We start from the raw sequence: 24,771 nt of genomic DNA, 5'->3' as shown, positions 1-24,771 counted from the left end.
TGATCAATGATCCAACCTGTTCTTGAGGCAAAAACCTGTGATTAACAACCAACCGATAACTATTAGTCTCTTTGCTGGAGCCTACGGTTTAGATTTAGGTCTAGAAAAAGCAGGATTTCAGACAGTAAGTTTAGTAGAAATCGAACCTGATGCTACCAAAACAATCTCTCTAAATCGTCCTCATTTATCCGTATCTGCTGTACCCAGAGATATTTGCGAAGTCCACGCCCAAACTTTATTAGAAGAAGGCGGACAAATCTTAGGTTTAGATAGGCCTCTGCGCGCTGATGAAGTAGATTTAGTGACTGGTGGCCCCCCGTGCCAACCTTTCAGCACAGCCGGAAAACGGGGATCTGTTGGCGATCCGCGCGGCAGCTTATTTATGGATTTTATACGCATCGTTGACGAAATCAAACCCCGCTTTTTTATCATGGAAAATGTTAAGGGGTTGCTGTCAGCTCCGATTCGACATCGACCTCACGATCGCAGAGGTTTAGGTTGCCCCCAGTTAGAAGCTGATGAGATGCCCGGTGCAGCTTTACAAGTGATTTTGACCGAGATGAAACGCATTGGTTATGAAGTTGTGTATGATTTGCTCAATACGGCTGACTATGGCGTTCCTCAATGTAGAGAAAGAGTTATTTTTATTGGTTATAAAAGTAACGATCCAGTTACTTTGCCCCTGCCAACTCACAGTCAAAAAGGTACTGGTAAAAAACCAAAATGGCTGACACTTAGAGAAGGATTAAAGGATTTAGTAGATTCTCCGCCAGAATTTGTCCCTTACTCAGAAAGTCGCCTCAAGTATTTGCGTTTGTTAACCGCTGGTCAAAACTGGAAGGATTTACCCAGCGAATTAAAAGCAGCAGCAATGGGAGGGGCATATAAATCTGAAGGTGGTAAAGTGGGTTTTTATCGACGGTTAGCGTGGGAGAAACCATCGCCTACTGTCACAACAAGCCCCCATCAAAAGGCTACTGATATGTGCCACCCTGATGAATTACGTCCTTTGAGTGTCAGAGAGTGCGCGCGAATTCAGACATTTCCCGATGAGTGGGTTTTTCATGGCTCAACAACTTCTAAATACCGACAGATTGGGAATGCGGTTCCTGTATTATTGGGAAAGGCGATCGGTGAATATCTTTACCAGGTCATTAAAGGCGAGCGAGTACAAGGGCGAGAAATATTTAAACAACTTTCCTTGTTCGCCTAACTCAAACTTGAATTTAACTTGAGGATACATAAAAGTGTCAGATCAACTTCATGAATTGTTAACATTTGTCTTGGAAAAGGAAGTGGGATTACCTGGCAGAAAGTCTCAATCTTTCGCGGGTCACTTTGCAGATTTAGAAGAATTCATGAGTTTGACAGCACAAACACTTAGAAACGGTATCAGCAGTATTTCTGGCAAAAGAGCTCTTAAATTTACTCCTAATGAGATTGAACGCATTTTAGCATTTATATCTTCAGGCAAGCTTTCGCTGCAACTTACTATCGCTGAAAATTTTTTAGCCAGTATTTGTCGAGATTTTACTGGGCGACAGCTAGTTATGGTGGAAAATCTGACTTTAGGGAAAATTCATCCCAACCCATTTTTAATCAGGGCGTTAAATCTGGACACTCCAGAAGAAGTTGTCAGGCTTAATGTTTATATGACGGCTACGAGATCTATTGTCACTTCAATGGGATTTTTTATTCAAAAACTATTGATATCTTGTTCTGAAAGTGCAGAAAGCCCACCCGGCAAGTCAGGATGGGACGCAATTAAAACTACCAGTGATGGCGAGAAATGCTGGATACAGGTAAAAAGTGGCCCGAATGATATGGATAAAGACCAGATAGTATATTGGGCTGCGAAAATTGAGGAAAAAATTAACGAGGGCGATCGCGCTTATATTGGTATAGCTTACGGCAAAAGAACTAATAAAACTGTAACACTTGGTTTGCTGAAGCAAATTTTGCCCAATTCGGAAATGATAACTTTAATAGGTCGAGAACTGTGGGATTTTGTCAGTGAAGATACTGATTTCACTGTCAATTTGTTTGAAGTTTTGCGTCTATCCGCCAGTCAAGTTTTAGCACAAAGTTCTATTGCTGAAGCTATAGAAAGGTGTAGCGATCGACTAATCGCTGAATTTATCGGGAAGTACGGCGAGGGAAGTCAAGGTGTTTTTAACTATATAGCAGATATATTTTAATTTACAGCTTTGCAGTAGCCCAGAAGCGCTACTGCAAACGCCAAACTACAAAACCCCTTTAGAACTCGGAATCCGAGTGGCGCGCCGGGGGTCGATTTCCACCGCCATCCGCAGAGCTCGCGCAAATGCCTTAAACGCCGCTTCCACAATGTGATGAGAATTTCCTCCCTGCAACTGTCGAATGTGCAGTGTCATTTGAGTGTGGTTCACCACCGCCGAAAAAAACTCTTTCACTAATTCAGTATCGTAAGTGCCGATCCGCTGGTTGGGAATTTCCAAGCTGTAACTTAAGTGAGGGCGTCCCGAAAAATCTAGCACTACCTCAATTAAAGCTTCATCCAAAGGTGCGATGAAATGTCCGAAGCGAGAAATGCCCGATCGATCGCCGACAGCTTTTGCTAGGGCTTGGCCCAAGGTAATTCCCACATCTTCGTTCGTGTGGTGGTCGTCAATCTCCAAATCTCCGATCGCCTGCACGTCCAAATCGATCAATCCGTGAGAAGCAATCTGGTGCAACATATGGTCTAAAAACGGAATCCCCGTAGACGCCTTGCAAGTTCCTACACCGTCTAGATTGAGGCTGGCCGTGACATCCGTTTCCAGTGTCGTGCGTTTCACTAGGGCGGCCCTAGCTGGTTGAGCTGAACTTGTAGGAGGTAGAGAAGGGCGATCGATTATCTCCATAATTCGCAATTGGTCATTCATTAGTTATTGATAATTAGTAATTTGAGAACGGGATTTCTTTAGTGTTGAGTCTCAAGCGAGGGGCGGGTTCTGCGTACAACTGACATCAGACACCAATGTCAATCAAGGGATTTTTGGTGGGTGGGGGCGGGTTTATTTAACCTGTCTGTCACATGAGAAAGTTTTTGGTGAACCCGCCCCTACAGGTTCTTGAAAATGATGCAAGAAGATGCGAGATAAAACTTACTTGTTAAAGTTAAAGTTTATTGTCTAAACCCGCCCCTACATAACTCAAAATTCTCGACTACCGTTACATTCCCATGATTTCGTAACCGGCATCGACATACAAAACTTGACCCGTAATTCCGCTAGCGAGATTGCTGCACAGAAAAGCCGCAGCATTTCCCACTTCCTGCTGAGTCACCGTCCGCCGCAGCGGGGCCACTTCCTCAACGTGGTGGATCATGTCCAGAATACCGCCAACTGCTGACGAAGCCAGAGTCCGAATCGGGCCAGAAGAAATCGCATTTACCCGAATATTTAACGGGCCCAGTTCAGCAGCCAGATAACGAACATTCATTTCCAAAGCCGCCTTAGCAATTCCCATCACATTATAATTAGGAACTACCCGGACGCCGCCCAAATAAGTCAGCGTCACAATACTGCCGCCCTCGGCCATCAGAGGTTTAGCAGCAGCACAAAGCCGTACCAGCGAGTAAGCGCTAATATCCAAAGCATTGGAGAAACCTTGACGCGAAGTGTTGGTGAAATCTCCCGAAAGTTCGTCCTTGCCAGCAAAGGCCAGACAGTGGATCAGGACATCTAACTTGCCCCACTTGTCGGCGATGGTTTGAAAAGTAGACTCAATTTCGCTCTCGTCTTGGACATTGCAGGGCAAATACAGACTGGGATTGAGCGGTTCCACCAGTTCAGCGACTTTGCGCTCGTGCTTGCCTTTCTCGTCCTTCAAATAAGTTATGCCGAGGTTGGCCCCAGCTTTGTGGAGCTGCTGAGCGATGCCCCAGGCGATCGAGCGATTGTTGGCAATGCCCGTAACAAGAGCATTTTTTCCGGTCAAATCTATCATCTGTAGTTTATCTAAAAGCAACTTGCACCGTTCTCATTGGCTATATCTGACAACCCCGCCAGTTTAGACACAACTGATTCAGATTTAACTGATTCAGACACAATTGAGACACAATTGAGACACAATTGATATTAATTTTGCTGTGGAGCTACATGGGGGCGGAATTGAAAAAGTTAAGAGAAGGGCTAGATTTAATCATACAGTGCGTGTTTACCTTAACATTAGATGGAAGTAACCGAATCCTTGGATATTGGAGGTTGGGAAGTATATTTACTCAATAAGGTTAATCGGCAAGTTATAAAGTATTGATTAGTACAAAGGATCTAGTCGTGACGCATGATAGACCGCTAGCAGCCGTGTTCCGCCAAATCAGCGGCGGGGCGTTTCCACCCATTGTGGAAACCTTTGAACGGGGCAAGACAATTTTTTTCCCTGGAGACCCGGCTGAGCGCGTCTACGTTCTCATTAGAGGTGCTGTGAAGCTCTCCAGGGTGTACGAAGCAGGGGAAGAAATTACAGTCGCCCTCCTACGCGAAAATAGCGTATTTGGGGTGCTGTCTTTGATTACGGGACACCGATCGGACAGGTTTTACCACGCGGTAGCCTTTACGCCGGTGGAATTGATCTCGCTGCCGATCGAACAAGTCGAGAAAGCGCTCAAGGAAGACCCGGAACTTTCGATGGTGATGCTGCGGGGACTGTCGTCTCGGATTTTGCAAACCGAGATGATGATTGAAACGCTGGCGCACCGAGATATGGGTTCGAGACTCGTCAGCTTTTTGCTGATTCTGTGCCGGGATTTTGGCGTGCCCGGTACAGAGGGGATTACGATAGATTTGAAGCTGTCCCACCAGGCGATCGCCGAAGCGATCGGCTCGACACGGGTAACTGTGACTCGTTTGCTCGGGGATCTCAGACAAGAAACCATGATCTCGATCCACAAGAAAAAGATCACAGTCCACAACCCGGTGGCTCTAAGCCAGCAATTCACTTGATGCCGAGAAAGTATAGGATTTTGGATTTTGGATTTTAGATTCAATCCAAAATCCAAAATCCAAAATCTAAAATCGGAATGACTGCTGGATACATCCTGGTATTTGTAATTTTAGTGTTGGGGGGTGTGATCGCCACTGTTAGCGATCGCCTTGGGACAAAAGTCGGCAAGGCAAGGTTGAGCTTATTCAAACTTCGCCCCCGCGATACTGCTGTTGTTGTGACAGTGATGGCCGGCAGCATCCTGTCAGCACTGACTCTGGGCATTTTGTTTGCAACTAGCAAGCCACTGCGAACGGGAGTTTTTAGAATAGACGAGATTCAAAAAAGGCTCAACAACGCCCGCCGAGAAATCAACCAAGCCACTCAAGAAAAAAATCGAGTTGAAACTGAATTAGCTCAAGCCAGGGCAGCTCAAGCGCAAGCTAGAGCCAATTTAGAGCAAATTAATCAATCCCTCCAAGCTGCTAATGCTGAGCAAGCTCGAACGCAAACAAAATTAAACTCGCTGCGGGCCCAGCTCAACAGCGTGCAAGCAGCCAAGTCTAAAACTGAAGAGCAATTAAGTCAGGTAGAAGCGGCTAAATCTAAGACAGAAGCACAGCTCAGCAGCGTGGAAGCAGCTAAATCCCGCACCGAAGAACAATTGAAACTGGTTCAAACGGCCCGATCGAATACACAAGCTCAGCTCGATCGCACCGAGAACCAATTGAAAACAGTTTCTGGTCAAAAAACGACTTTAGGAGCGGAAATCGCCCAACTGCAAGAGGAACGCCAACAGTTAATCGAGCAGGTAAAAACTCAAATTGCCCAGCGCGATCAAGAAATTGCCAAGCGAGAGAGAGAAATTGCCAGGCGAGACGCAGAAATTGTCGATCGCAACGAACTAATTGCCCAACGGGACAAGGAAATTGCTCAGCGGGTGCAAAATCTCGCCGAGCGCGATCGAACTATTGTCGAGCGCGACAAAGTAATTGCCGAGAGGGAAGCACTCCTAGAAACCTTGGCACAGCAACAATCTCAACTCGAACAGCAACAAACTTTATTGCAGCAGCAAGTGCAAGTTTTGGAACGCGATTTTCAGGCAATCCGCGAGGGTACAGTTGCCATCAGGCGCGGTCAAATTTTAGCTGCGGGCGTGGTTCGCATTATTGAACCCGGTATGGCGAGTCGCGCGATCGATCGACTCTTGCAAGAAGCAAATAAAACCACCGTCGGACTCATGCAGCCGGAAAATACCAAGGTTAGGGATCAGGTTATTCAAATTACTAAAGCAGAAATCGATCAGCTAATTAGTCAGATTAAAGACGGTCAAGACTACGTGGTGCGAATTGTTGCCGGCGCTAATTACCTGCGCGAAGAAAAGGTAATTAAGGTATTTGCAGAAGCAGAAATCAATCGAGTTGTGTTCCGGGCTGGAGATGTGATTGCAGGGGTTGCTGTTGATCCTGTGACTTTGACCCACGAACAGGTGCGGCAGCAATTGCTGCAATTGATAGAAGCTTGTCAATTTCGCGCTCGCCTGATCGGTGTTGTCGGCGGTAGAGTTCAAGTGGCCGACAGTCAGATTGAAACTTTAGCTGGTTTTATCGAGCGATTACAGCAGTACGAGAAACCGCTGGACGTTCAGGCGATCGCCACAGATGTCACTTACATTGCCGGCCCGCTTAAAATAGATTTAGTTGCTCTTGAAAACGGAGCCGTTGTGTTCCGCACCGGACAACAAAAACAAGGCCCCGGAGACTTGAACATTGAAAAATAAATTTGGTAATTAATAATGGGTAACTGGCTATGATTTTAGGTTTCGATCCCGGTAAAGACAAATGCGGCATAGCTGTAATGGGTAGAGATAAGAAGGTCTGCTACCATCAAGTTGTACCCTCCGAGAGTGCAATTTCTACTATTCAATCTTTGTGCGAACAGTCTCCCATTGAGTTATTGGTGCTCGGAGATCAAACGACTTCTAAGAGTTGGAAACAAAAACTAACGCAGAGTTTGTCGCCTGCGGTCAAAATTGTTCAGGTTGACGAGAGGTACAGCAGCTTAGAAGCGAGGGAACGCTACTGGCAAATGTACCCTCCGACGGGACTCAACCGCTTGATTCCAAAGGGAATGCGGACGCCGCCGAGACCGGTGGACGATATTGTGGCGATCGTCCTAATTCAGAGGTATTTAAACAAAAGTTAGTCAATTTTATAAGCGTTACCACTGATGAGCTTTGATAATTTAAGGAATCAATATGTTTTGGCGACTCTGGAATTTTTTACTTAAATAAAATACACCCTGAATTTAGTGAATTTATCATTAAATAACAGTTAGTGTTACTTGATCACACCTTCGGTCAAAATTACCTTACCATTTTGCCGGACTTGTAGGCGTTGTGGGTTAATCGAATAGATAATATTGCCGTTAGTCGCTTCATAAGTTCCGTCGTCACCTGTCGTTACTTGCATGACATTGATTTGGCTGCCATTTATTTTGCTGAGGCCTCGGTAAAAAATATCGCCTTCCTGGGTTTTGCAAATGTATATAGAAAAGTTGGGCGTTGCGAAAAATTGCACCATTTCGGCTCTCGGACATCCCTCAACTTGAGCAATTTGTAGCGGTTGATTATTGCCCAAAGTGTTGGGTGCGATCGCCCGAACTTTGTCAATCGGTTGATTTAGTGCAGTTGCTTCTGCTGAGGCAGTCAAAAAGCAGATCGCGCTAATGCCTGCCATAACTAGAACTACTCCTTTAATGCCCTTAACTCTCTCCTTATAAAACATCTTGTCACTCCTGGTTTTAACTATATAATTACATCTTAAGCTATCTTGGCTGGATATTAATAATATTTAATGTCAGAGGTGAGATGTGCAGGGAACAGGGTCGGTTTAAGTAAGGTGCGAACTGTCCACCCTAAACCAGTGAAAATACATAAGTATGTCAACGCGATCGCAGGAAAGCAATCTCTTGCATTTATGACATTTTTAAGGTTTTATGACTTGTTCACGCTGATTTGAGAAACCGTGTTTCTTCATATATTTCTCGTTACTAAACCTTTGATTTTCCTAGAAACCGGGTTTATAGTCCCCCAGGCGATCGCTAACTGACTCTTTTACAGGGTAATGTTTATTTGTGCTTAGCTATTTAGTGATATCATGTCCGATCGAGTAACCGAGATTAAAAGGGCTGGTTTTTGAGATTGTCAATTATGGGCAGATATTTTTCGTGAGGGGAAACCCTACCGTATTAGGGTAATCGACGGGACATAATATGAATAAAAGAAGGGAAACAGAAGATACATTTTTCCTCCCATTTCCCCTGTTGAAAAGAACCGTCGTCCTGACTGGGAACCTGGTAATTAATTAACTGCTGCCAACTGTTTGCCTTTGATTTCCACAGGCGCGGTTAATGCCTCTTCCAAATCCGCACAGCCGAGTTTTTCCTCCAAAATTGCCATCACTTCGCGGCCGAAATCATTGGAATTACGCTGCCAAGCTTCTAAACAAATTTGCCCGAAAAACGAACCCAAAGGTTCGGGATTCCACAGCAACTTGCGCGCTGTCCAAGGCATCAAACTCATCGGATCGTAACCAGGTTGCAGAATATCCTTTTTAAAGGCGTATTCTTCCAAAATTGTGTGCGGCTGCAACCCGATAAAGAAAATAGCTGGTTCTACTTTATCTACTCCGAAAATTCGCTCTAATTCTCGGTGATAAGCAATAGTTTGCCGGATGGTTTCAAAGGTTTCGTCAATGACGTTAAACGAGTAATTAACGGAAACCACATCGTTGTAACCGGCTGCTTTTAAATCGCGGCAATTCTCTAAAACTACTCGCAAGTTGTAGCCCATCCGCATTTTGCGAACCAGTTCCTGGGAACCGCTGGTGATGCCGATTTCAAAGTAATTCATCCCCGTTTTTACCATCAAATCGCACAATTCTGGTGTGAGATTGTCCGCACGGATGTAAGCAGCCCAGTGTATGTCGTCCATGCCGGCGGCGATGATTTTTTGCAATAATTCGATCGCATCATCGATGAATTTGCGTGCGGGGATAAATTGAGCGTCGGTAAACCAGAAATTACGGATACCTCGATCGTACAATTGCCGTATTTCCGCCACCACCTCATCCGCCGGATTGATCCGCACTTGCTTGCCTTCAATCACCGTATAAATGCAGTAACAGCAATTATGAGGACAGCCGCGCTTGGTTTGAACTCCCACGTAGAAGTCCATATCCTGTAGATAATAGGAAAATTCCGGCCAAATGGTTTCGATGTAGTTATAATCGCAGGCTGTTTTCTCGATGTTGGCTGGCTTTTCGTGAATTAGCTTCGCGCGCGGCACGGTTTCTCCCACCACATAACACCTTTCCTCGGCCAAATCTTCGCCCTTAATCAACTTCTCCAGCAAAGCTTCGCCTTCCCCCACCGAAACCACAGTTCCCGCCGGCAAACTGCGGCCCAACTGCTCGTAAAACACGCTCACAGCACCGCCACCGACCACTGCACGAGCTTCGGGCCGGTATTTCCGGGCCCGCTTCAATCCGCGCTTAATCAGTCCCAAATTGCGCCAGAGTTCGGTGTAGTAAGACGCGGCTAAACGCAGTCCTCCGAGGGCTCCCCGGAACTTGATCAGCGGATTTTTAGCGTAGTAAAACTCGAAGGCATTTTGCAACGGGTTGCCGCCCCTGCCGCCCACGGGCGCGTAAATTTGAATGTCGCGCCAAGAGAAAACCAGCAGAGTCGGCTTAAACTCGTCTATGCTGGCATCTAAAGCTTTAGCGAAATCCAGGGGGGGTACGGCACCTAAATCGAAAATGCGTTGTTCGACATCGGGAAACAGCTTGTGTACGTGATCCGAAAGATAGACAACTCCGATCGGGAAAATAGGATTGCAAGGGAGGCGAACGTACAGGACTCGGTTTTCTCGGTTTTCCATGATTGCCATATCCTAAAGTGGAACTTTTTCAGCTATGTTAATATTCTTTTAATATAACTTTACAATATGTCTAATTTTCGCAATTTGACATTAAATATTCTTAAATTTTTCTATTTGGCTCAAGGCCGAGCTTGTTAGTGTTGATCGGCGACAGCAGTAGAAAAAAGCTAATTTTTAAGTCTATACAGCGTATTTTGACTTAAAATCCCAGCGGGGAGTCAAAAATTCGATATTTATCTGGTTAGATTTTAATTTAAGTTCGATCGGTCTCTCATGTATTAGGGAGTTGGTAGTCGGCTTTACAGTAGGCGGGATCACCTAGTGTTAGCCTGAGAAGATAACTAAAACTTTTAGGCAAGGCTCCCTCAGCAGTTATGGCTCAAATTCTTGACCCCGTACCCTCAGACACCGACAGCAAGATTCTGTGCTGCTACGTCAACGCCACCAGTCAGATTCAGATTGCTCGCATCGCCAACATTCCTAACTGGTACTTTGAACGAGTGGTGTTTCCCGGACAGCGCTTAGTGTTTGAAGCGATGCCGGCGGCAGCATTGGAAATTCACACCGGGATGATGGCCAGTGCAATTTTGTCGGATAAAATTCCTTGCGATCGCTTGCAGATTAACGAAGGCCCCTATTCCAACGTCAATCCTAGCAGATCGCGAGAGGCAGTTCCGGGCGATCGAGCAGCAATGACTGGCCGCCCCAAATCCCGAGAAATCTCAGAACCTCTGACTGTACCGGCACTAACGGCCGTTGATTAATTGAAGTTGTGAGTTTTGAGTTATAAATTGTCAGTGAATTGATAACTCCGCGCTCAAAATTCCAACTTCAGCAAAGCCTTAAAAACTCAACACTTAAGAATCAAAGTTTGTGAAATAAATTTTAGATCAAAACTCCCGACTGCAAATATTGTCCGGTTTTTCCTATTTCCCTGAGTTTGGTTGGCGGGTTCGGCAACTGTGCAAAAATATCATTAAACAGCTTCTCGAATTTCAGCCATGTCAGCACAACCTCTTGCTTCTTCCCCATCTTCGGCCCCAGTATTTGAGCCGGCGGTATTCCGGCTTTCTCCCCTGATTAGAATCACGCTGTTGAGCTTGTACACAGCCCTGACAATTCCCTTGCCGTTTTTGTCGGAAGTAACAAAAGCACCGGTTCCCCCGGCGACCCTCTGGGTGGCAATCGTTGTCGGCGCTGTGGGCCTGTACGGCGTGCTCAGTGAAAGGGTAATTTTGAGCGAGGAGGGGATTGAAGTCACATATCCCAACTGGTTTCCGCGTTGGTTTCGCAAGGGTTGGTCGCTACCTTGGACTGAGGTAAAAGCTCTCAAAGCTCGATCGACAGGTCAAGGAGGTTTAGTTTACTATTTTTTGAGTCATTCGGGTGAAGGTTATTTGTTGCCAATGCGAGTGGCTGGGTTTGGTAAATTAGTCGGTTTGGTAGAAGCAAAAACAGGCATTGATACTAGAGATGTCCGCCCTTTGTCGCAGCCTTGGATGTATCTTATTTTGCTGGGATGTACGCTGCTGTTGCTGTTGGTAGATGCGTGGACTATTGTTACGGCGATCGGGCTTAAAGGTAATCTGTAAATTTCTTGTGGGGCGAGGAAGATGGCCGCCCCCAATATGCAGGCTAAATGTGGAACATCTTATTATCAAACACGCAGAAAAAAGAAAAACCCGGTTTCTTAAAGAAGCCGGGCTTTTACGTATTCTATTGTTTATTTAAGCTACTTAACTTCAGCCGATCGCCGACTGTTAGGTGATTCGTAGTAAACTCCAGAACCTGTATCCGAGACAAAATGACAATCCCAGTAAGAGCGAATAAAACTCTTCCAAATTGGCTCGGTTGACTTGCGGTAATAATCGCCCAACACTGGCTTGATGGCTTCCGTTGCTTCCTTCAAGTGATAGTGCGGCATTGTCGAGAAAATGTGGTGGGCTACGTGAGTCCCGATGTCGTGATGGATGGAATTAATGATTCCGTAGTCGCGATCGATCGTAGACAATGCACCTTTCAAGAAAGACCAATCATTACCGCGATACCAAGGAATATCGGCTTCTGTGTGGTGCAGGAATGTTACCAAATCCAGCCACATCACGAACACTACATAGGGAACCAAGTAGAACTTGAGTAAAAACAGCCAACCAAACTGATAGGTTAGCGCGCCTAAAAAGCCTACCATCAGTACCAAGGATGCGGAACTCGTCAACACATCCCATTTTTCGGACGGACGGAAAAGCGGGCTACCGGGCATGAAGTGAGAACCAGTTCGATCGGGCGAGCGGCGAAATAGATAAATTGGATAGGCAAATAACATCAAATAAAAGCGTCCCAGCTTTTCGTACCAAGGCATTTGATTGTATTTGCTCTCCGATACCGGATACCAGCTTTCATCGTTATCTAAGCTGCCTGTATTGGCGTGGTGGGTTCTGTGACTAATCCGCCAACCGTGGAAGGGCACGAGAATTGGAGCGTGAGAGAGGTGTCCGATCAGGTTGTTGAGCCATTTGCTCTTAGAAAATGAACCGTGTCCGCAGTCGTGGCCCACTACAAACAATGCCCAAAACATGGTTCCCTGCATCAACCAAAAAATTGGGTAAAAAAGCCAGGAATCGACGGTGTAGGCGATCGCATATAAACCTGCGATGATGCCAATATCTAAAAAGAAATAAGCCAGAGATTTCCATGCCGAGGGCTCAAAACAGTGGGCTGGAATGGCTGCCTTGATATCTTGAAGAGTAAAAGGTAACTCTGCTGTACGAGAGGATGAGCCTGGATTGCTCGCGGGATTGAGAACAGTATTTGATTGCACGAAGTTTCCGATTTAAGCTGACTTGAGAAACCGCATTCCGCCTTCTTTTAACAGTCAATCGATTTTAGATTTTAGATTTTAGATTTTAGATGCACTCCACAGATGAATCTGGGGGCTTAAACTAATATCTAAATTTTTTGGCTCTCCCCGACCTGAGCCGGGGGGTTGTATCCCTATGCAGGTGAGGTCAGTTTCAACCTGCAAGGAGCCATATTTTTACTCTGCAAGGGTTTCTAAAGTTCTTTAGTTCGCATGAATAGCCCGTCCGCGATTCTCAAGCAAGTTGGCTTGTCGAATACTTGTGTCGGAAAAATTAGTGCGATCGACCCTGTTATCTGAAAAAATCTCCTGTGCCCGTTGTTGGTGCGAAATGCGACTTCAATCTGAGAGTGGACATCTGGAGGAACTACCTCCAGTCTGCAGGTAGCATACAGCGTTTCGAGCAGGAATTGTCAACGAGAGTTTAGGGAAAAACCATCGATTTTAGATTGGATATTTTAGATTCAAGCACAAATCTCCAATCTTCAATCTTCCATCTCCAATCTCCAATCCGAGGGTTGGGTTTCACACAAGTTGTACCCAAGGGACTGTTCACTACAGTTCACCAATTCTGCAAGAATTGCTACAGCTAAGTTAATGTAACATTTCTACACACATTCTGGCAACGACTTACCAGAAAATTTTGAAAATCCCTAAATCGCGGAAATTGACGGGCGATCGCTTTCTCGCTTTTTGATTTTCTAGGTTCCAGCTTTTTCTAATATGAGCTTAGACCTTTTTACCATTTCTGGAACGTCGATCGGATAATCACCAGTGAAACAGGCCGAACAAAAACTCATCGGGTCTTCGTTAGTCGCTTTCAGCATTCCATCCCAACTCAAAAAAGCCAAAGAATCAACCCCAATTTGGACGCCGATTTCTGCGACTGACTTAGTAGCAGCAATCAACTGATCTTGATTGTCGGTGTCGATCCCGTAGAAACAAGGATGTGTCACCGGTGGCGAAGAAATTCTCATGTGAACTGCCGTTGCACCCGCATCCCGCAAGGCTTTGACGATTTTGCGACTGGTAGTGCCACGCACGATCGAATCATCGATAATAATTACTCGCTTTCCTTCCAACACATCTTTGAGAGGGTTGAGTTTCATGCGGATTCCTGACTCTCGCATTGTCTGAGTCGGTTGAATAAAAGTGCGCCCTACGTAGCGATTTTTAATCAATCCTTCGGCGTAAGGAATGCCGGAAGCTTGAGAAAAGCCGATCGCCGCCGGGATTCCAGAATCAGGAACGCCGATGACTATATCAGCATCAGCCGGAGATTCTGCTGCCAACAAACGCCCGATCCGCAGTCGGTAGCTGTATAAACTTTCACCTTCCATTTGGCTGTCGGGTCGAGCAAAATAGATCATTTCAAAGATGCAAAGTTTGCGCTTTTGTTGCTGACTCCAGTGGAAGGAAGCCATACCTTCCTCTGTAATCCAAACTAATTCCCCCGGTTCTACGTCCCGCAAAAATTCAGCACCAATAATATCTAAGCCACAAGTTTCCGATGCTAAAACGTATCGTACCGGAGTTGTGGGGAGGATGCCAATTACCAACGGGCGGACGCCCTGGGGGTCGCGGACTCCCATCACGCCTTTGGGGGTGGCGATCGTCAAACTAAAGGCTCCTTGGCACATACCAAAGGCGCTGATCGCTGCTTCCAGCCAGTCTTTGCCCTTGTCTACTTCGGAACCGATCGCCACTGCGATCGCCTCTGAATCCGTCGTACTGACAAATTCGCACTTCCGAGACAGCAATTCTTCGCGCAATTCTTTTGTATTGACAAGATTCCCGTTATGTGCTAATGCCAGACTTCCCAAACGGGTTTGGACGACAACAGGTTGAGCGTTGACCACGCGCGAGGAGCCGGTAGTAGAGTAGCGAGTGTGGCCTACTGCTAAGTTACCGGGCAAGTGACCTAAACTCGATTCGTTAAAGACTTGGGAAACCAGTCCCATATCTTTGTGCAGGTGGACTTTTTCACCTTCAAAGGTGGCAATTCCTGCTGATTCCTGACCGCGGTGCTGCAAAGCATACAAACCGAAGTAGGTCAACTTGGCGACATCTTCACCCGGTGCGTAGATACCGAAAACGCCACAAGCTTCCTCGGGCTTGTCGGGTTTACTAGAATGCTCGTCAGCCGCGAAGGAATGGTTGGGAATCATAGATGGGTGGGTTCCTAATGGGGAAGGTGGGTTAGGGGGACAGTTTCAGCGGGAAATCTTGTTTGCGAAAGCGTCGCATAACTTAACATTCCCTTAATCTTGCCACGGATCTGTCATTTTTTCCAACTCGTGTAGCATTTCAGACAGAAGCGATGCGGCGTTTAAGGGCATTGTAGTATCGATCGCTCGCAAATTCTATACTAACCTTGATTAAGGGCGGGCGATGGATGGGGCGAAGGATGCGGCGATTGTCAAACGAAGTCCGCGCAACGCCAGACTGAAGAGATCGGCGATCGGGCCAGGGAAAATAAATTAGAAGTTGCTTGATCGGCTTTTTCAAATATTAGGATTTAATGGCGATCGCTCTTGACTTTTCTGTGAGATTGACGTACTATATTATCATGGGAATCTGTGTGGCCATGTAAAGTCAATTTTGGGCGCAGCCAGTTAAGGCAATAGCACGGAGCAGATAAGTTTTTCAGTTTAATTTGTAGGGTGCGTCGCTGTGAAATTGTTGATCGAACTTGCAGATTGTTTCGGGCGACGCACCTTACGGCTTCAACCCACTACGCGGAAACCAAAGCCACGCGAAAACCGATGTCTGAGTAACGATCGCCCGCCGAATTGCTAAGACGATACGCACTGCGACAATTCACCGCAGTGTCCTTCCAGGAACCGCCACACCGCACCCGGCGATCGTTGTCGAGATGACTGCACCATTCCCAAACATTTCCGTGCATATCATAAAGTCCAAAAGCATTGGGTGAAAAATTCCCGACATCAGTTGTTTGTTTGCGGAAAAGTCCCTTCGATGCCCCAGCGTAGGGATTATTGCCATTATAATTAACTAAATCCGGGGTAATTGTTTCACCAAAAGAGAAAGGTGTTTTAGTTCCGGCGCGACAAGCATATTCCCATTCCGCTTGTGAAGGTAAACGATAAGTCTTGCCTGTTTTTTTAGAAAGCCGCTTGCAGAATTCCACAGCGTCATTCCAGCTTACTTTTTCGACAGGAAGTTTCGCACCTTTGAACTCAGAAGGATTATTTCCCATCACGGCTTGGTATTGTTCTTGAGTGATCTCATATTTACCCATAAAAAAAGCAGGCATATTCAGGGTACGCTGCGGCCCTTCATAGCTACTTCGTCCGGCTTCCGTATCGGGGGAACCCATCACGAAACTGCCGCCAGGAATTGCTACCATGTCTAGAGTAATACCATTCCCAATATTTTCTATAAAAGTCTGTGCTTTTCCTGGACGGCGGTTGGCGATTTGCCCCGTAGAGTTGACTGTCACTGTTTCAAAAGTAAAGCTTTTTAAAGCATTGGAAAATGGCTGAGGTTTTGGAGTTTCTGGTGCGGGTTTTGGAGATGGTTTTGGCGATGGACTTTCTGCTACAGATTGTGGAGATGGTTTTGGCGATGAACCTTTGGCTGTAGTTTTTGGAGATGATTTTTGAGCTGATGATTTAGGAGATGGGGCCGCCTTGTTGGATGAAGGTGGCAGATTGGGTGAAGAGGAAGAAGATTTGTTGTTCAACAAACTTTGACCCAGCAGGGCTAATGCAAATCCCCCCCCAGCAAAACCCGCTAATTGCAAGAAACCTCGCCTTGTTGTGTTAGTTGGTAACGGCAAAGAGTGTTGTGGAACCACAGGAATTGTGGGATTTAGTATCGGTGCGGGAGTTGGTATTGACTGACGTTGAAAATCTATTAAAACTTGCTCTGCTGATTGATAGCGCTGCTGGATATCTTTTGCCAACAACTTAGATAAAATCAATTCCAATCCCTTGTCTATGGGACTTTTCAAATGTTGCTGCCAATTTCCAGTCCAGCTATAACCGTGTTCCGTCCACAAACCATAAGGATGTACCCCCGTCAGTAGATGAAAAGCCGTCGCCCCCAAACTGAACAAATCGCTGGCTGCATAAGCTTCACCACCTTGCATTTGTTCAAGCGGTGCATAACCATGCGAACCAATTTGCGTTCCCCGTCTCGATATCACTGTTCCCGACAACTGTTTGGAGACTCCGAAATCAATCAGCATTAACACACCGTCGCTGCGACGGCGCATAATATTCTCAGGCTTGATATCTCGGTGAACAATTTTTTGTTCGTGAATAAACTTGAGAACAGGTAGAAGTTCGAGTAATAGTTGCTTAACTTGGCTTTCTTGCCAAATTCCCTGATTTTGGAAAAGCGTCAACAAATTATCCCCATCCACAAACTGTTGTACGAGATACAAATATTTGTTGTTTTCAAAGTAGGCATCTAGTGATGGAATTTGGGGATGTTGTCCTAGCTGTTGCAGTTGTCTAGCTTCTAGCTGAAATAATTCTACCGCTTTGTTAATCGCCCAAGTTCCCTGGACATCTGGTGCTAATTGTTTAACGACACAGGGTTGATTTAGTCGATCAATATCTTCTGCTAAATAGGTTCTGCCGAAGCCACCTTGACCGAGGAGTTTGATCATGCGGAAGCGATTTCGCAGGATGGGTACGAGTTCAAGACCACAACTGATGCAATATGTTTGCCCGTCGGGGTTTTGAGGATTGGGGCAGTCGGGATTGATACAGCAAATCATTTATTGTCTGAATGATACTGTTTATATTGTATAGGAGTTACGCATGGGGCCCCGAAACCGGGTTTTTTTACGAAAAGACCCGTTGCACCTCGCAGATTCGGTAAAAAACCCAGTTATGAAGACGAAGTGCGTCCAGTAGTCTAATTTGTAGGGTGCGGATATGTGAGATTTGCATCTGTCTTAATTCTGCGTTACCCACCCAGAAGCAAGACTCTTCGGGGTCGGAGTTGACTGGTTGAGAGATTACCTGATGAACGAGTTGATAGAATTCGATGGAAGTGTCATAAATCCCGGTTCCGAATGTAAAGTCTAAGCGCAACGTTAAAGGTTGGGGAATTAGAGAAATGCCTGCGAGGTTGGCACTTTTCAAGTCTTCTATGCAAAAATGTTTTAAAGGGTGATCGGTTGTAGCAGTCATAGAATTATTCAATTCAATTAAGATATGGACGGCGGCCCAGAACGATAGACACGAATCACTTTTCCCGTCAGTATCTCAGCAGTAGATATCGCATCATTAATATTCGCACTCAGTCTAGGCATATGGTCATCTCGCGTGCAGGCAATAATACCACAATGGTCAGGTTTCAGCTTGTGCAGTTGAAAGAAATCGCGTCGGTTGATGGTCAAAACAGCTCGATTGTCACTGATGGCAAATACTAATACATCCTCATCAGGTAGTCCAGCATTTCCTGCTTCTTGAACAGTCAGGATATCATGGCCCAAAGATCGCAGATTCTGCACAACTTGTCGGGGAAAGTGTTCGTCTGCATAGAGACGTGCCATAGGTTTATTTGATATTTTCAGGTGTATCTAAGATTTCATCAGCATCATCTTGCTGCCGAATTGCTGACTCAATTTCGTCAGGATAAGCTTCTGTATAAGCCCAAACATTTACCAAATCAGCAGCACTGAGATGGGGGTAGCAGTCTAAGATAAAAGCATCGGTAGCGCCGTCATTGCGATAGCTGGCGAGCAACCAAACGGGAATGCGAGTTTTGTCAATACAAGCATCACCGCCCATCACGCCGGGTGTTTTGGTTATCGGGCGCCCGCTGTTTTTCAGGCTTTGAGTTAAGATGCCGATCGCCTCAGCTTTTTCGATCGCCGTTAAGGCCAGGAGTTGTACTTCTAATTCTTCGATTGTCATAAAAATTTGGGGATTTATGAATTGTGTAGCTATTTGATATTGTAAGGCGATATCTCTATCAGTTATCAAGCTCGGTAGGCTTAATTCTGCGCTAGGGGCTGGTTTTACCAGCCATCTATGTCGGAACCAACAACATAATAAACCAGCCCCTGCCTAATCTCCGAATCCTCTTCACAAGCCCCCGGATTCATCTGTCGGGTCGGTCCTTGAATTCTTTAATCTAAAATCTAAAATCTATTGACTGCCTCTCGCGGTGTGTGGCTGCGAGATTGTCGATTTGATTTGTAGATTGTTCAATGCAACGCACCCTACCACTACTACGCGGAAACTAGGACGAGGAAGAAACCGACGCTACCGCAACGCGAAAACCGAGGTGCTTGCTGCGATGAACCGCCGAATGCCTGCCACGATAGGCACTACGGCAATAGAACGCATTGCAGTTCCATGAACCACTACGCAGCACTCGGTTATTATCTGTTCCAGTTTCCCAAGAACTTCCGTCAGTCGGTGCGCCGTTATAATTACCATGCCAGCGATCGCTGCACCATTCCCAAACAGTCCCGTGCATATCGTATAAACCAAAGGCATTAGGTGGAAAACGCCCCACATCCGTTGTTTTTTCGCGGTAAAGTCCCTTCGGCACCACACCGTAGGGATAATTGCCATTATAATTAACTAAATTCGGCGTAATCGTGTCACCAAAATAGAAAGGCGTTGTAGTTCCGGCGCGACAAGCATATTCCCATTCGGCTTCCGAAGGTAAGCGATAAACCTTGCCGGTTTTTTGAGAAATTTTCTGGCAGAATTCCAGAGCATTATTCCAGCTTACTTGTTCTACAGGACGTTTCAAACCTTTGAGATCAGAAGGGTTATTCCCCATCACTATTTCCCACTGTTCTTGAGTAATGGGATATTTACCCATAAAAAAAGGAGAGATATTAACAGTACGCTGCGGCCCTTCATTGTTACTTCGCCCTGCTTCGGTATTGGGGGAACCCATCACGAAACTGCCACCAGGAATTGCTACCATGTCTAAGATTGCACCGCTACCTAAATTTTCACTAAAAAATTGTGCTTGACGGCGTTGACGGCTACTTATATTACCCCGCACCTCAACTGTCACCGGGTCAAAGTCAAACCTTTTTAAAGTCGGCGCGGGAGGTGGTGTCGGTGCGGGAGTTTGTCTTGACTGATGTTGAAAATCTTTTAAAACTTCATCTGCTGATTGATAGCGCTGCTGGGTATCTTTTGCCAACAACTTAGATAAAATCACTTCCAATCCCTTTTCTATGGGGCTTTTCAAATGTTGCGGCCAATTAGCCGTCCAACTATAACCTTGATCCACCCACAAATCAAAAGGATATAGCCCTGTCAGTAGATGAAAAGCAGTCGCCCCCAAGCTAAACAAATCGCTGGCTGCATAAGCTTCACCCCCTTTCATTTGTTCAAGCGGTGTATAACCAGGCGTACCAATTTGCGTTCCCCGTCTCGACATCACTGTTCCCGACAACTGTTTGGAAACTCCGAAATCAATCAGCATTAACACACCGTCGCTGCGACGGCGCATAATATTCTCAGGCTTGATATCTCGGTGAATGATTTTTTGTTCGTGAATAAACTTGAGAACAGGTAGAAGTTCGAGTAATAGTTGCTTAACTTGGTTTTCTTGCCAAATTCCCTGATTGTGGAAAAGCGTCAACAAATTATCCCCATCCACAAACTGTTGTACGAGATACAAATATTTGTTGTCTTCAAAGTAGGCATCTAGTAATGGAATTTGGGGATGTTGTCCTAGCTGTTGCAGTTGTCTGGCTTCTTGCTGAAATAATTCTACCGCTTTGTTAATCGCCAAAGTTCCCTGGACATTTGTTGCTAATTGTTTAACGACACAGGGGTGATTGAGTCGATCAATATCTTCTGCTAAATAGGTTCTGCCAAAGCCACCTTGACCTAGGAATTTGATCATGCGGAAACGATTTCGCAGGAGGGGTACGAGTTTGACGCCACAACTGATGCAATATGTTTGTCCGTCCGGGTTTTCGGGTTTTTGACAGTCGGGATTGATACAGCAAATCATTTGTTTTATAAATGATATTGTTTATATTGTATAGTGTACAAGAACCCCGACTTCTGTAATAGGTTTTTGCCAGAATCGTGAATTTTGTAAGAATTCGGGTATCTCAGGTGTGTCTTTAAACCCGGAGATCCCCCCTAGCCAAGCCAAGGGCGGGCACGGGGGCACCGCCCCTACGAAGGGGGGGACAAGAGTATTCAAAGTCCCCCTTTTTAAGGGGGATTTAGGGGGATCGAAACTTCACGTTGTCAGACAGATGCAATCCGACGCTCGATCGCATTATAGAATCGATCGCCCATATCACCCATCGCCACCTCAATTAACACTTGATTGTCAGCACTCACAACCCGCAAAGGTGATTCAGCACAGCAAACTAAACCAATTTTATGCCACATTTTTGTCAAATGTTCTTGCAGGTAAGCCTCCCAAATTTCTTGATTTTTCGGTGCGACTGAAACTACAATGCAGTTGCCCATTTCACCAAACAAAATTTCATCCCAGCGACTGACATTTCCCGAATTACAACTGAGATGAATTTCCGCACCCATTTTAGCAGAGATACAGCATTCCGCGAGGGCGATCGCAATTCCACCTTCCGCACAATCATGGGCCGAACCTACCCAACCTTGCCGAATTCCATCGCGACAAACCGACTGCACTTTTCTTTCCAACTCAAAATCTATCCTTGGCGGTTTCCCCGCTACAATCCCGTGAATTGCCGCTAAATATTCCGAACCTCCCAAAGTAGGAGAAGTTGCGATTTTTGAGCTTTCAGATGAAAGTTCTGGATTTTGGGATGATTCCCCCATTCCCAGCACATAAATTAAATCGCCTTTCTTTAGCCAAGCTTGGCCGGAAATCTTCTTCAAATCGGGAATTAACCCCACCATTCCGATTACCGGAGTCGGATAAATTGGTTGAGGATTCCCCTCAGCATCAACCGTTTCATTGTAAAGAGAAACATTGCCGCCAGTCACAGGCGTTCCCAACTCGCGACAAGCATCAGCAATCCCGCGACAAGCTGACGCTAACTGCCAATATCCGATCGGCTTTTCAGGACTGCCAAAATTCAAATTATCAGTAACTGCCAGAGGTTCAGCACCCACACAACTTAAGTTTCTCGCTGCTTCTGCTACGACTGCTTTTGCACCTTCATAAGGATCGAGATAAACATAACGAGAATTGCAATCAACCGTTGCAGCAACTCCAGGAATCATCCCTAGGGGCGCTTCCTTCTTGCTAAGGGGGGGAGAAACTTTTGGAGTTTCCCTACCTTGTGCCTTTGTAAATAGAGGAATTACCTCTTCTTCCTGTTTGCTTTCGGAAGCTAGAGAAACAGCATTTTCTCTCTGTAGATCCCCCTTAGCAAGGGGGTGTACTTCTAGCCCGTTACCAAGGGAAGATTGGCAAGGCTCTAGCGGACGCAATCTGACAACCGCAGCATCAGCACCTCCGGGTAAAACAACAGTATTGTTTTGCACTTGATGATCGTATTGGCGATAAACCCAGCGTTTAGAAGCGATGGTGGGAGTATCTAAAAGCGTCAGCAAAATCTGACTCCAAGTTTGGAAATTGCCGTTAATTTCGATACCTGTAACTGTGGATTGTGGCAGGGAATCAGCCGTCCATTCCCATGCTTTTTTAGCATATTCGGGCGGCTCTGTCAACAGTTCTCGGTGATAAATTGGCGTGTTATCTGCCAAAGCTGTCGCGGTAATTTCGGCAGCGATTTCGCCTTTAAAGAGAATTCGGACGATCGGCTCTTCGATGACTGTACCCGCTACTACCGCGTGCAATCCCCATCTGTGGAAAATATCGATTAATTCCTGTTCGCGTCCTTTTTGGGCCACAAACAACATCCGTTCTTGGGATTCCGAAAGCAGGTATTCGTAGGGAATCATGCCGCTTTCTCGAACGGGAACCTTGTCTAAATCGAATTCAATGCCGACGCCGCCTTTTGCTGCCATTTCTGATGTGGAACAGGTGATTCCGGCCGCACCCATATCTTGGGCGGCGACGACTGCACCGGTTTTGAATGCTTCTAAACAAGCTTCAATTAACGATTTTTCTAAAAATGGATCTCCTACTTGGACTGCGGGGCGATCGTCCATTGATTTGTCGGTCAATTCGGCACTGGCAAAACTTGCTCCTCCCATGCCATCTCTGCCAGTAGTTGAACCGACGTACAGCACGGGATTTCCGATTCCCGACGCCCCGGATTTAACGATTTCTTGAGTTTCCATTAAACCCAAGGCCATGACGTTAACTAATGGGTTGCCGGAATAAGCAGGATCGAAGTAAACTTCGCCGCCAACTGTGGGCACGCCGATGCAATTTCCATAATGGGAAATTCCTGATACTACTCCTTTGAATAACCTCTGAGTTTTGGCATCGTCTAAGTTGCCGAAACGCAGGGAATTCAAAAGTGCGATCGGGCGTGCACCCATTGTGAAGATATCGCGGAGAATCCCGCCGACACCGGTTGCCGCACCTTGGAAAGGTTCGACTGCAGACGGGTGGTTGTGGGATTCAATTTTGAAGGCGAGTTGCAAGCCTTCTCCCAAGTCTACGACGCCGGCATTTTCTCCGGGCCCGACTAGAATTCGATCGCCCTCTGTGGGAAACTGTTTTAATAGTGGCCGCGAATTTTTGTAACAGCAGTGTTCGCTCCACATAACGCCGAACATTCCCAATTCAGCTTTATTGGGATGGCGGCCTAGACGCTGAACGATTTCTTCATATTCTTCAGGTGTGAGTCTTTCACCGGCAATTTGTTCGGGGGAAAATGGGGATTCGGAGATGGGAGACATGGAAACTCGTTATAAACCACAGGCTTTATTCTAAATGCCCTGTGCTTGGTTAATCTAAAATCTATAATCTAAAATCTATAATCCTAGGTCTTTGGGTTGCTAACCTAAAATCTAAAATCTAAAATCTAAAATCTAAAATCTAAAATCTAAAATCGAATGACTCAACCTCGAAATCTCAATTTTGCTAACCAAAACTTGCGGAACCGTTCTTTTAAAGGGCTTGACTTGTCAGGGGCGAATTTCAGCGGTTCCGACATTCGAGGCTGCAATTTCACCGGGGCGATTTTGAGGGGGGCAAATTTTCAGGGTGTCAGAACCGGACAAAGCCGCAGGCGAGTGAGAAATTTGATTGCTAGGGCTGGGGTAACTGCGGTGACAGTGACGACGGCCGGGGCTTTGACTGGACTGATTGCCGGGGCAGATGCGGGGGCTGTGGCGGTGGCTGGAACGGCGGCTACGGCGATTGCTGTGACTCGGTGCGAGGCTGGGATTGTGGCGGGGGCTGTGGCTGGGGCTGCGGCTGCGATTGGGGCTAGCGGTATTGTGACATTTTTAAGCGGAGATACTATCAGGGGAATAGTCTTATTTTTGGTTTCTGGGGTAATTCTGGGGTTAACTGCGATCGGATTTTTTATAGCTGTTGAACAAATAGAAAAATTGTCGATAACGTCGTTTAGAAAGGCTGATTTAACTGATGCTGTATTCGATCAGGGGGCGCTTCTAGATGCAGATTTTTCCGATGCGCGAGGAGTGCCGTGGTAGACTGCACAATTACTGATTTTTTACCCATTCCCGGAATTCTCGCACTGCTGTGGTTGCGCCTGTAGTTTGAGTGCGATCGATAAATTCGTCAACTTTTGTAGTGGGTAGCATCGGGAAACCCGGCAAAAATTGCACTCGGCATATTCGCCATTTTGCAATTGATAAAACTTGATGCTTCGTCCGTCGTACCGCCAAATTTCTGGTACGCCTAAATCTGCATAGAAATCGAATTGATTTAAGGAACTGCTGGTAATATCAATTTCCAGTGCTAAATCTGGCGGCGGATCTTGAGCAAAGTCTAATTCTGTTCTCCCTCTGACCAGTGCTTCATTCTGGATATAATAGCATGAATCTGGTTCTTTTCCCGCTGCTTTTTTGCGTTTTTTAATCGTCATTGAGCCAAAGGGGTTGTATTCTAGATTGAGTTCTTCGATGAGTTACAATTAAGAGATCGATTAGCCTGTTGCGATTTTCATGTTCCGGTT

At 46.0% G+C, this 24,771-nt stretch carries 21 protein-coding genes; 8 read left to right on the top strand and 13 right to left on the bottom strand.

Annotation, left to right across the window (positions count from 1 at the left end; translation table 11 throughout):
* Positions 1 to 37 precede the first annotated feature (37 nt).
* The gene (locus QUA10_RS00520) at positions 38 to 1,213 is read left to right on the top strand and encodes a DNA cytosine methyltransferase (RefSeq protein WP_333080661.1); all 1,176 of its coding nucleotides are present in this window, start codon (positions 38 to 40) and stop codon (positions 1,211 to 1,213) included.
* Positions 1,214 to 1,247: 34 nt separating this feature from the next.
* Positions 1,248 to 2,198, top strand: a complete 951-nt coding sequence (locus QUA10_RS00515; protein WP_333080660.1) for a PmeII family type II restriction endonuclease — start codon at positions 1,248 to 1,250, stop codon at positions 2,196 to 2,198.
* Between the two features lie 45 nt (positions 2,199 to 2,243).
* Here QUA10_RS00515 and hisB read toward each other — a convergent pair whose 3' ends face one another.
* Entirely contained in the window at positions 2,244 to 2,882 is a 639-nt protein-coding gene (gene hisB / locus QUA10_RS00510; protein ID WP_333080752.1) for an imidazoleglycerol-phosphate dehydratase HisB, read from the bottom strand.
* Positions 2,883 to 3,192: 310 nt separating this feature from the next.
* Positions 3,193 to 3,969, bottom strand: coding sequence for an enoyl-ACP reductase FabI (fabI, locus tag QUA10_RS00505; protein WP_006634022.1), 777 nt, complete (start codon positions 3,967 to 3,969; stop codon positions 3,193 to 3,195).
* Between the two features lie 329 nt (positions 3,970 to 4,298).
* On the opposite strand from fabI, the gene ntcA reads away from it, so the two are divergent.
* The 3 genes from ntcA to QUA10_RS00490 all read left to right on the top strand — a co-directional run bounded on the left by ntcA (position 4,299) and on the right by QUA10_RS00490 (position 7,149).
* Entirely contained in the window at positions 4,299 to 4,964 is a 666-nt protein-coding gene (ntcA, locus tag QUA10_RS00500; protein WP_006634020.1) for a global nitrogen regulator NtcA, read from the top strand.
* A gap of 77 nt (positions 4,965 to 5,041) precedes the next feature.
* Positions 5,042 to 6,724, top strand: a complete 1,683-nt coding sequence (locus QUA10_RS00495) for a DUF3084 domain-containing protein (RefSeq protein ID WP_333080659.1) — start codon at positions 5,042 to 5,044, stop codon at positions 6,722 to 6,724.
* A 29-nt stretch (positions 6,725 to 6,753) separates the two neighbouring features.
* Complete coding sequence (locus QUA10_RS00490; protein WP_333080658.1) at positions 6,754 to 7,149, top strand: pre-16S rRNA-processing nuclease YqgF; 396 nt, start codon at positions 6,754 to 6,756, stop codon at positions 7,147 to 7,149.
* 134 nt (positions 7,150 to 7,283) lie between these two features.
* Here the strand turns inward: QUA10_RS00490 and QUA10_RS00485 are convergent, their stop codons facing one another.
* On the bottom strand, positions 7,284 to 7,730 hold the full coding sequence (locus QUA10_RS00485; protein ID WP_333086135.1) for a hypothetical protein: 447 nt from the start codon (positions 7,728 to 7,730) through the stop codon (positions 7,284 to 7,286).
* Between the two features lie 575 nt (positions 7,731 to 8,305).
* Positions 8,306 to 9,886, bottom strand: coding sequence for a photosystem II high light acclimation radical SAM protein (locus QUA10_RS00480; RefSeq protein ID WP_333080656.1), 1,581 nt, complete (start codon positions 9,884 to 9,886; stop codon positions 8,306 to 8,308).
* 374 nt (positions 9,887 to 10,260) lie between these two features.
* Between QUA10_RS00480 and QUA10_RS00475 the strand changes: the two genes are divergently transcribed.
* Together QUA10_RS00475 and QUA10_RS00470 are read left to right on the top strand one after the other, a co-directional pair.
* Entirely contained in the window at positions 10,261 to 10,650 is a 390-nt protein-coding gene (locus QUA10_RS00475) for a DUF1830 domain-containing protein (RefSeq protein WP_333080653.1), read from the top strand.
* 237 nt (positions 10,651 to 10,887) lie between these two features.
* Positions 10,888 to 11,478 carry a hypothetical protein gene (locus QUA10_RS00470; RefSeq protein WP_333080651.1) on the top strand — a complete coding sequence of 197 codons (591 nt, stop codon included), beginning with the start codon at positions 10,888 to 10,890 and terminating at the stop codon, positions 11,476 to 11,478.
* Positions 11,479 to 11,618: 140 nt separating this feature from the next.
* Here the strand turns inward: QUA10_RS00470 and QUA10_RS00465 are convergent, their stop codons facing one another.
* The 8 genes from QUA10_RS00465 to purL all read right to left on the bottom strand — a co-directional run bounded on the left by QUA10_RS00465 (position 11,619) and on the right by purL (position 23,524).
* Positions 11,619 to 12,704 carry a DUF3474 domain-containing protein gene (locus tag QUA10_RS00465; protein ID WP_333080649.1) on the bottom strand — a complete coding sequence of 362 codons (1,086 nt, stop codon included), beginning with the start codon at positions 12,702 to 12,704 and terminating at the stop codon, positions 11,619 to 11,621.
* A 740-nt stretch (positions 12,705 to 13,444) separates the two neighbouring features.
* Positions 13,445 to 14,911, bottom strand: a complete 1,467-nt coding sequence (gene purF, locus QUA10_RS00460) for an amidophosphoribosyltransferase (RefSeq protein ID WP_333080646.1) — start codon at positions 14,909 to 14,911, stop codon at positions 13,445 to 13,447.
* Between the two features lie 566 nt (positions 14,912 to 15,477).
* A complete protein-coding gene (locus QUA10_RS00455; RefSeq protein WP_333080644.1) occupies positions 15,478 to 17,493 on the bottom strand; it encodes a bifunctional serine/threonine-protein kinase/formylglycine-generating enzyme family protein in 2,016 nt (671 codons plus the stop codon).
* Positions 17,494 to 17,560: 67 nt separating this feature from the next.
* Positions 17,561 to 17,911: a hypothetical protein gene (locus QUA10_RS00450; RefSeq protein WP_333080642.1), complete on the bottom strand. Its 351-nt coding sequence runs from the start codon at positions 17,909 to 17,911 to the stop codon at positions 17,561 to 17,563.
* Positions 17,912 to 17,928: 17 nt separating this feature from the next.
* Positions 17,929 to 18,276 (bottom strand): DUF5615 family PIN-like protein, encoded by a 348-nt coding sequence (locus QUA10_RS00445; protein WP_333080640.1) that lies wholly within the window; start codon positions 18,274 to 18,276, stop codon positions 17,929 to 17,931.
* 4 nt (positions 18,277 to 18,280) lie between these two features.
* Entirely contained in the window at positions 18,281 to 18,640 is a 360-nt protein-coding gene (locus tag QUA10_RS00440; protein WP_333080638.1) for a DUF433 domain-containing protein, read from the bottom strand.
* Between the two features lie 328 nt (positions 18,641 to 18,968).
* The gene (locus tag QUA10_RS00435; protein WP_333080636.1) at positions 18,969 to 20,717 is read right to left on the bottom strand and encodes a bifunctional serine/threonine-protein kinase/formylglycine-generating enzyme family protein; all 1,749 of its coding nucleotides are present in this window, start codon (positions 20,715 to 20,717) and stop codon (positions 18,969 to 18,971) included.
* Between the two features lie 245 nt (positions 20,718 to 20,962).
* Positions 20,963 to 23,524 (bottom strand): phosphoribosylformylglycinamidine synthase subunit PurL, encoded by a 2,562-nt coding sequence (purL, locus tag QUA10_RS00430; RefSeq protein ID WP_333080634.1) that lies wholly within the window; start codon positions 23,522 to 23,524, stop codon positions 20,963 to 20,965.
* A gap of 156 nt (positions 23,525 to 23,680) precedes the next feature.
* Between purL and QUA10_RS00425 the strand changes: the two genes are divergently transcribed.
* On the top strand, positions 23,681 to 24,286 hold the full coding sequence (locus tag QUA10_RS00425) for a pentapeptide repeat-containing protein (protein ID WP_333080632.1): 606 nt from the start codon (positions 23,681 to 23,683) through the stop codon (positions 24,284 to 24,286).
* Between the two features lie 20 nt (positions 24,287 to 24,306).
* On the opposite strand, the gene QUA10_RS00420 is transcribed toward QUA10_RS00425, so the two are convergent.
* Positions 24,307 to 24,681: a Uma2 family endonuclease gene (locus tag QUA10_RS00420; RefSeq protein ID WP_333080630.1), complete on the bottom strand. Its 375-nt coding sequence runs from the start codon at positions 24,679 to 24,681 to the stop codon at positions 24,307 to 24,309.
* Positions 24,682 to 24,771 lie beyond the last annotated feature (90 nt).

The sequence above is a fragment of the Microcoleus sp. Pol8_D6 genome (assembly GCF_036700965.1).
Taxonomy (GTDB): domain Bacteria; phylum Cyanobacteriota; class Cyanobacteriia; order Cyanobacteriales; family Microcoleaceae; genus Microcoleus.
Note: the sequence above shows the minus strand (reverse complement) of the source record. Positions and strands in the feature narration are given on the sequence as shown.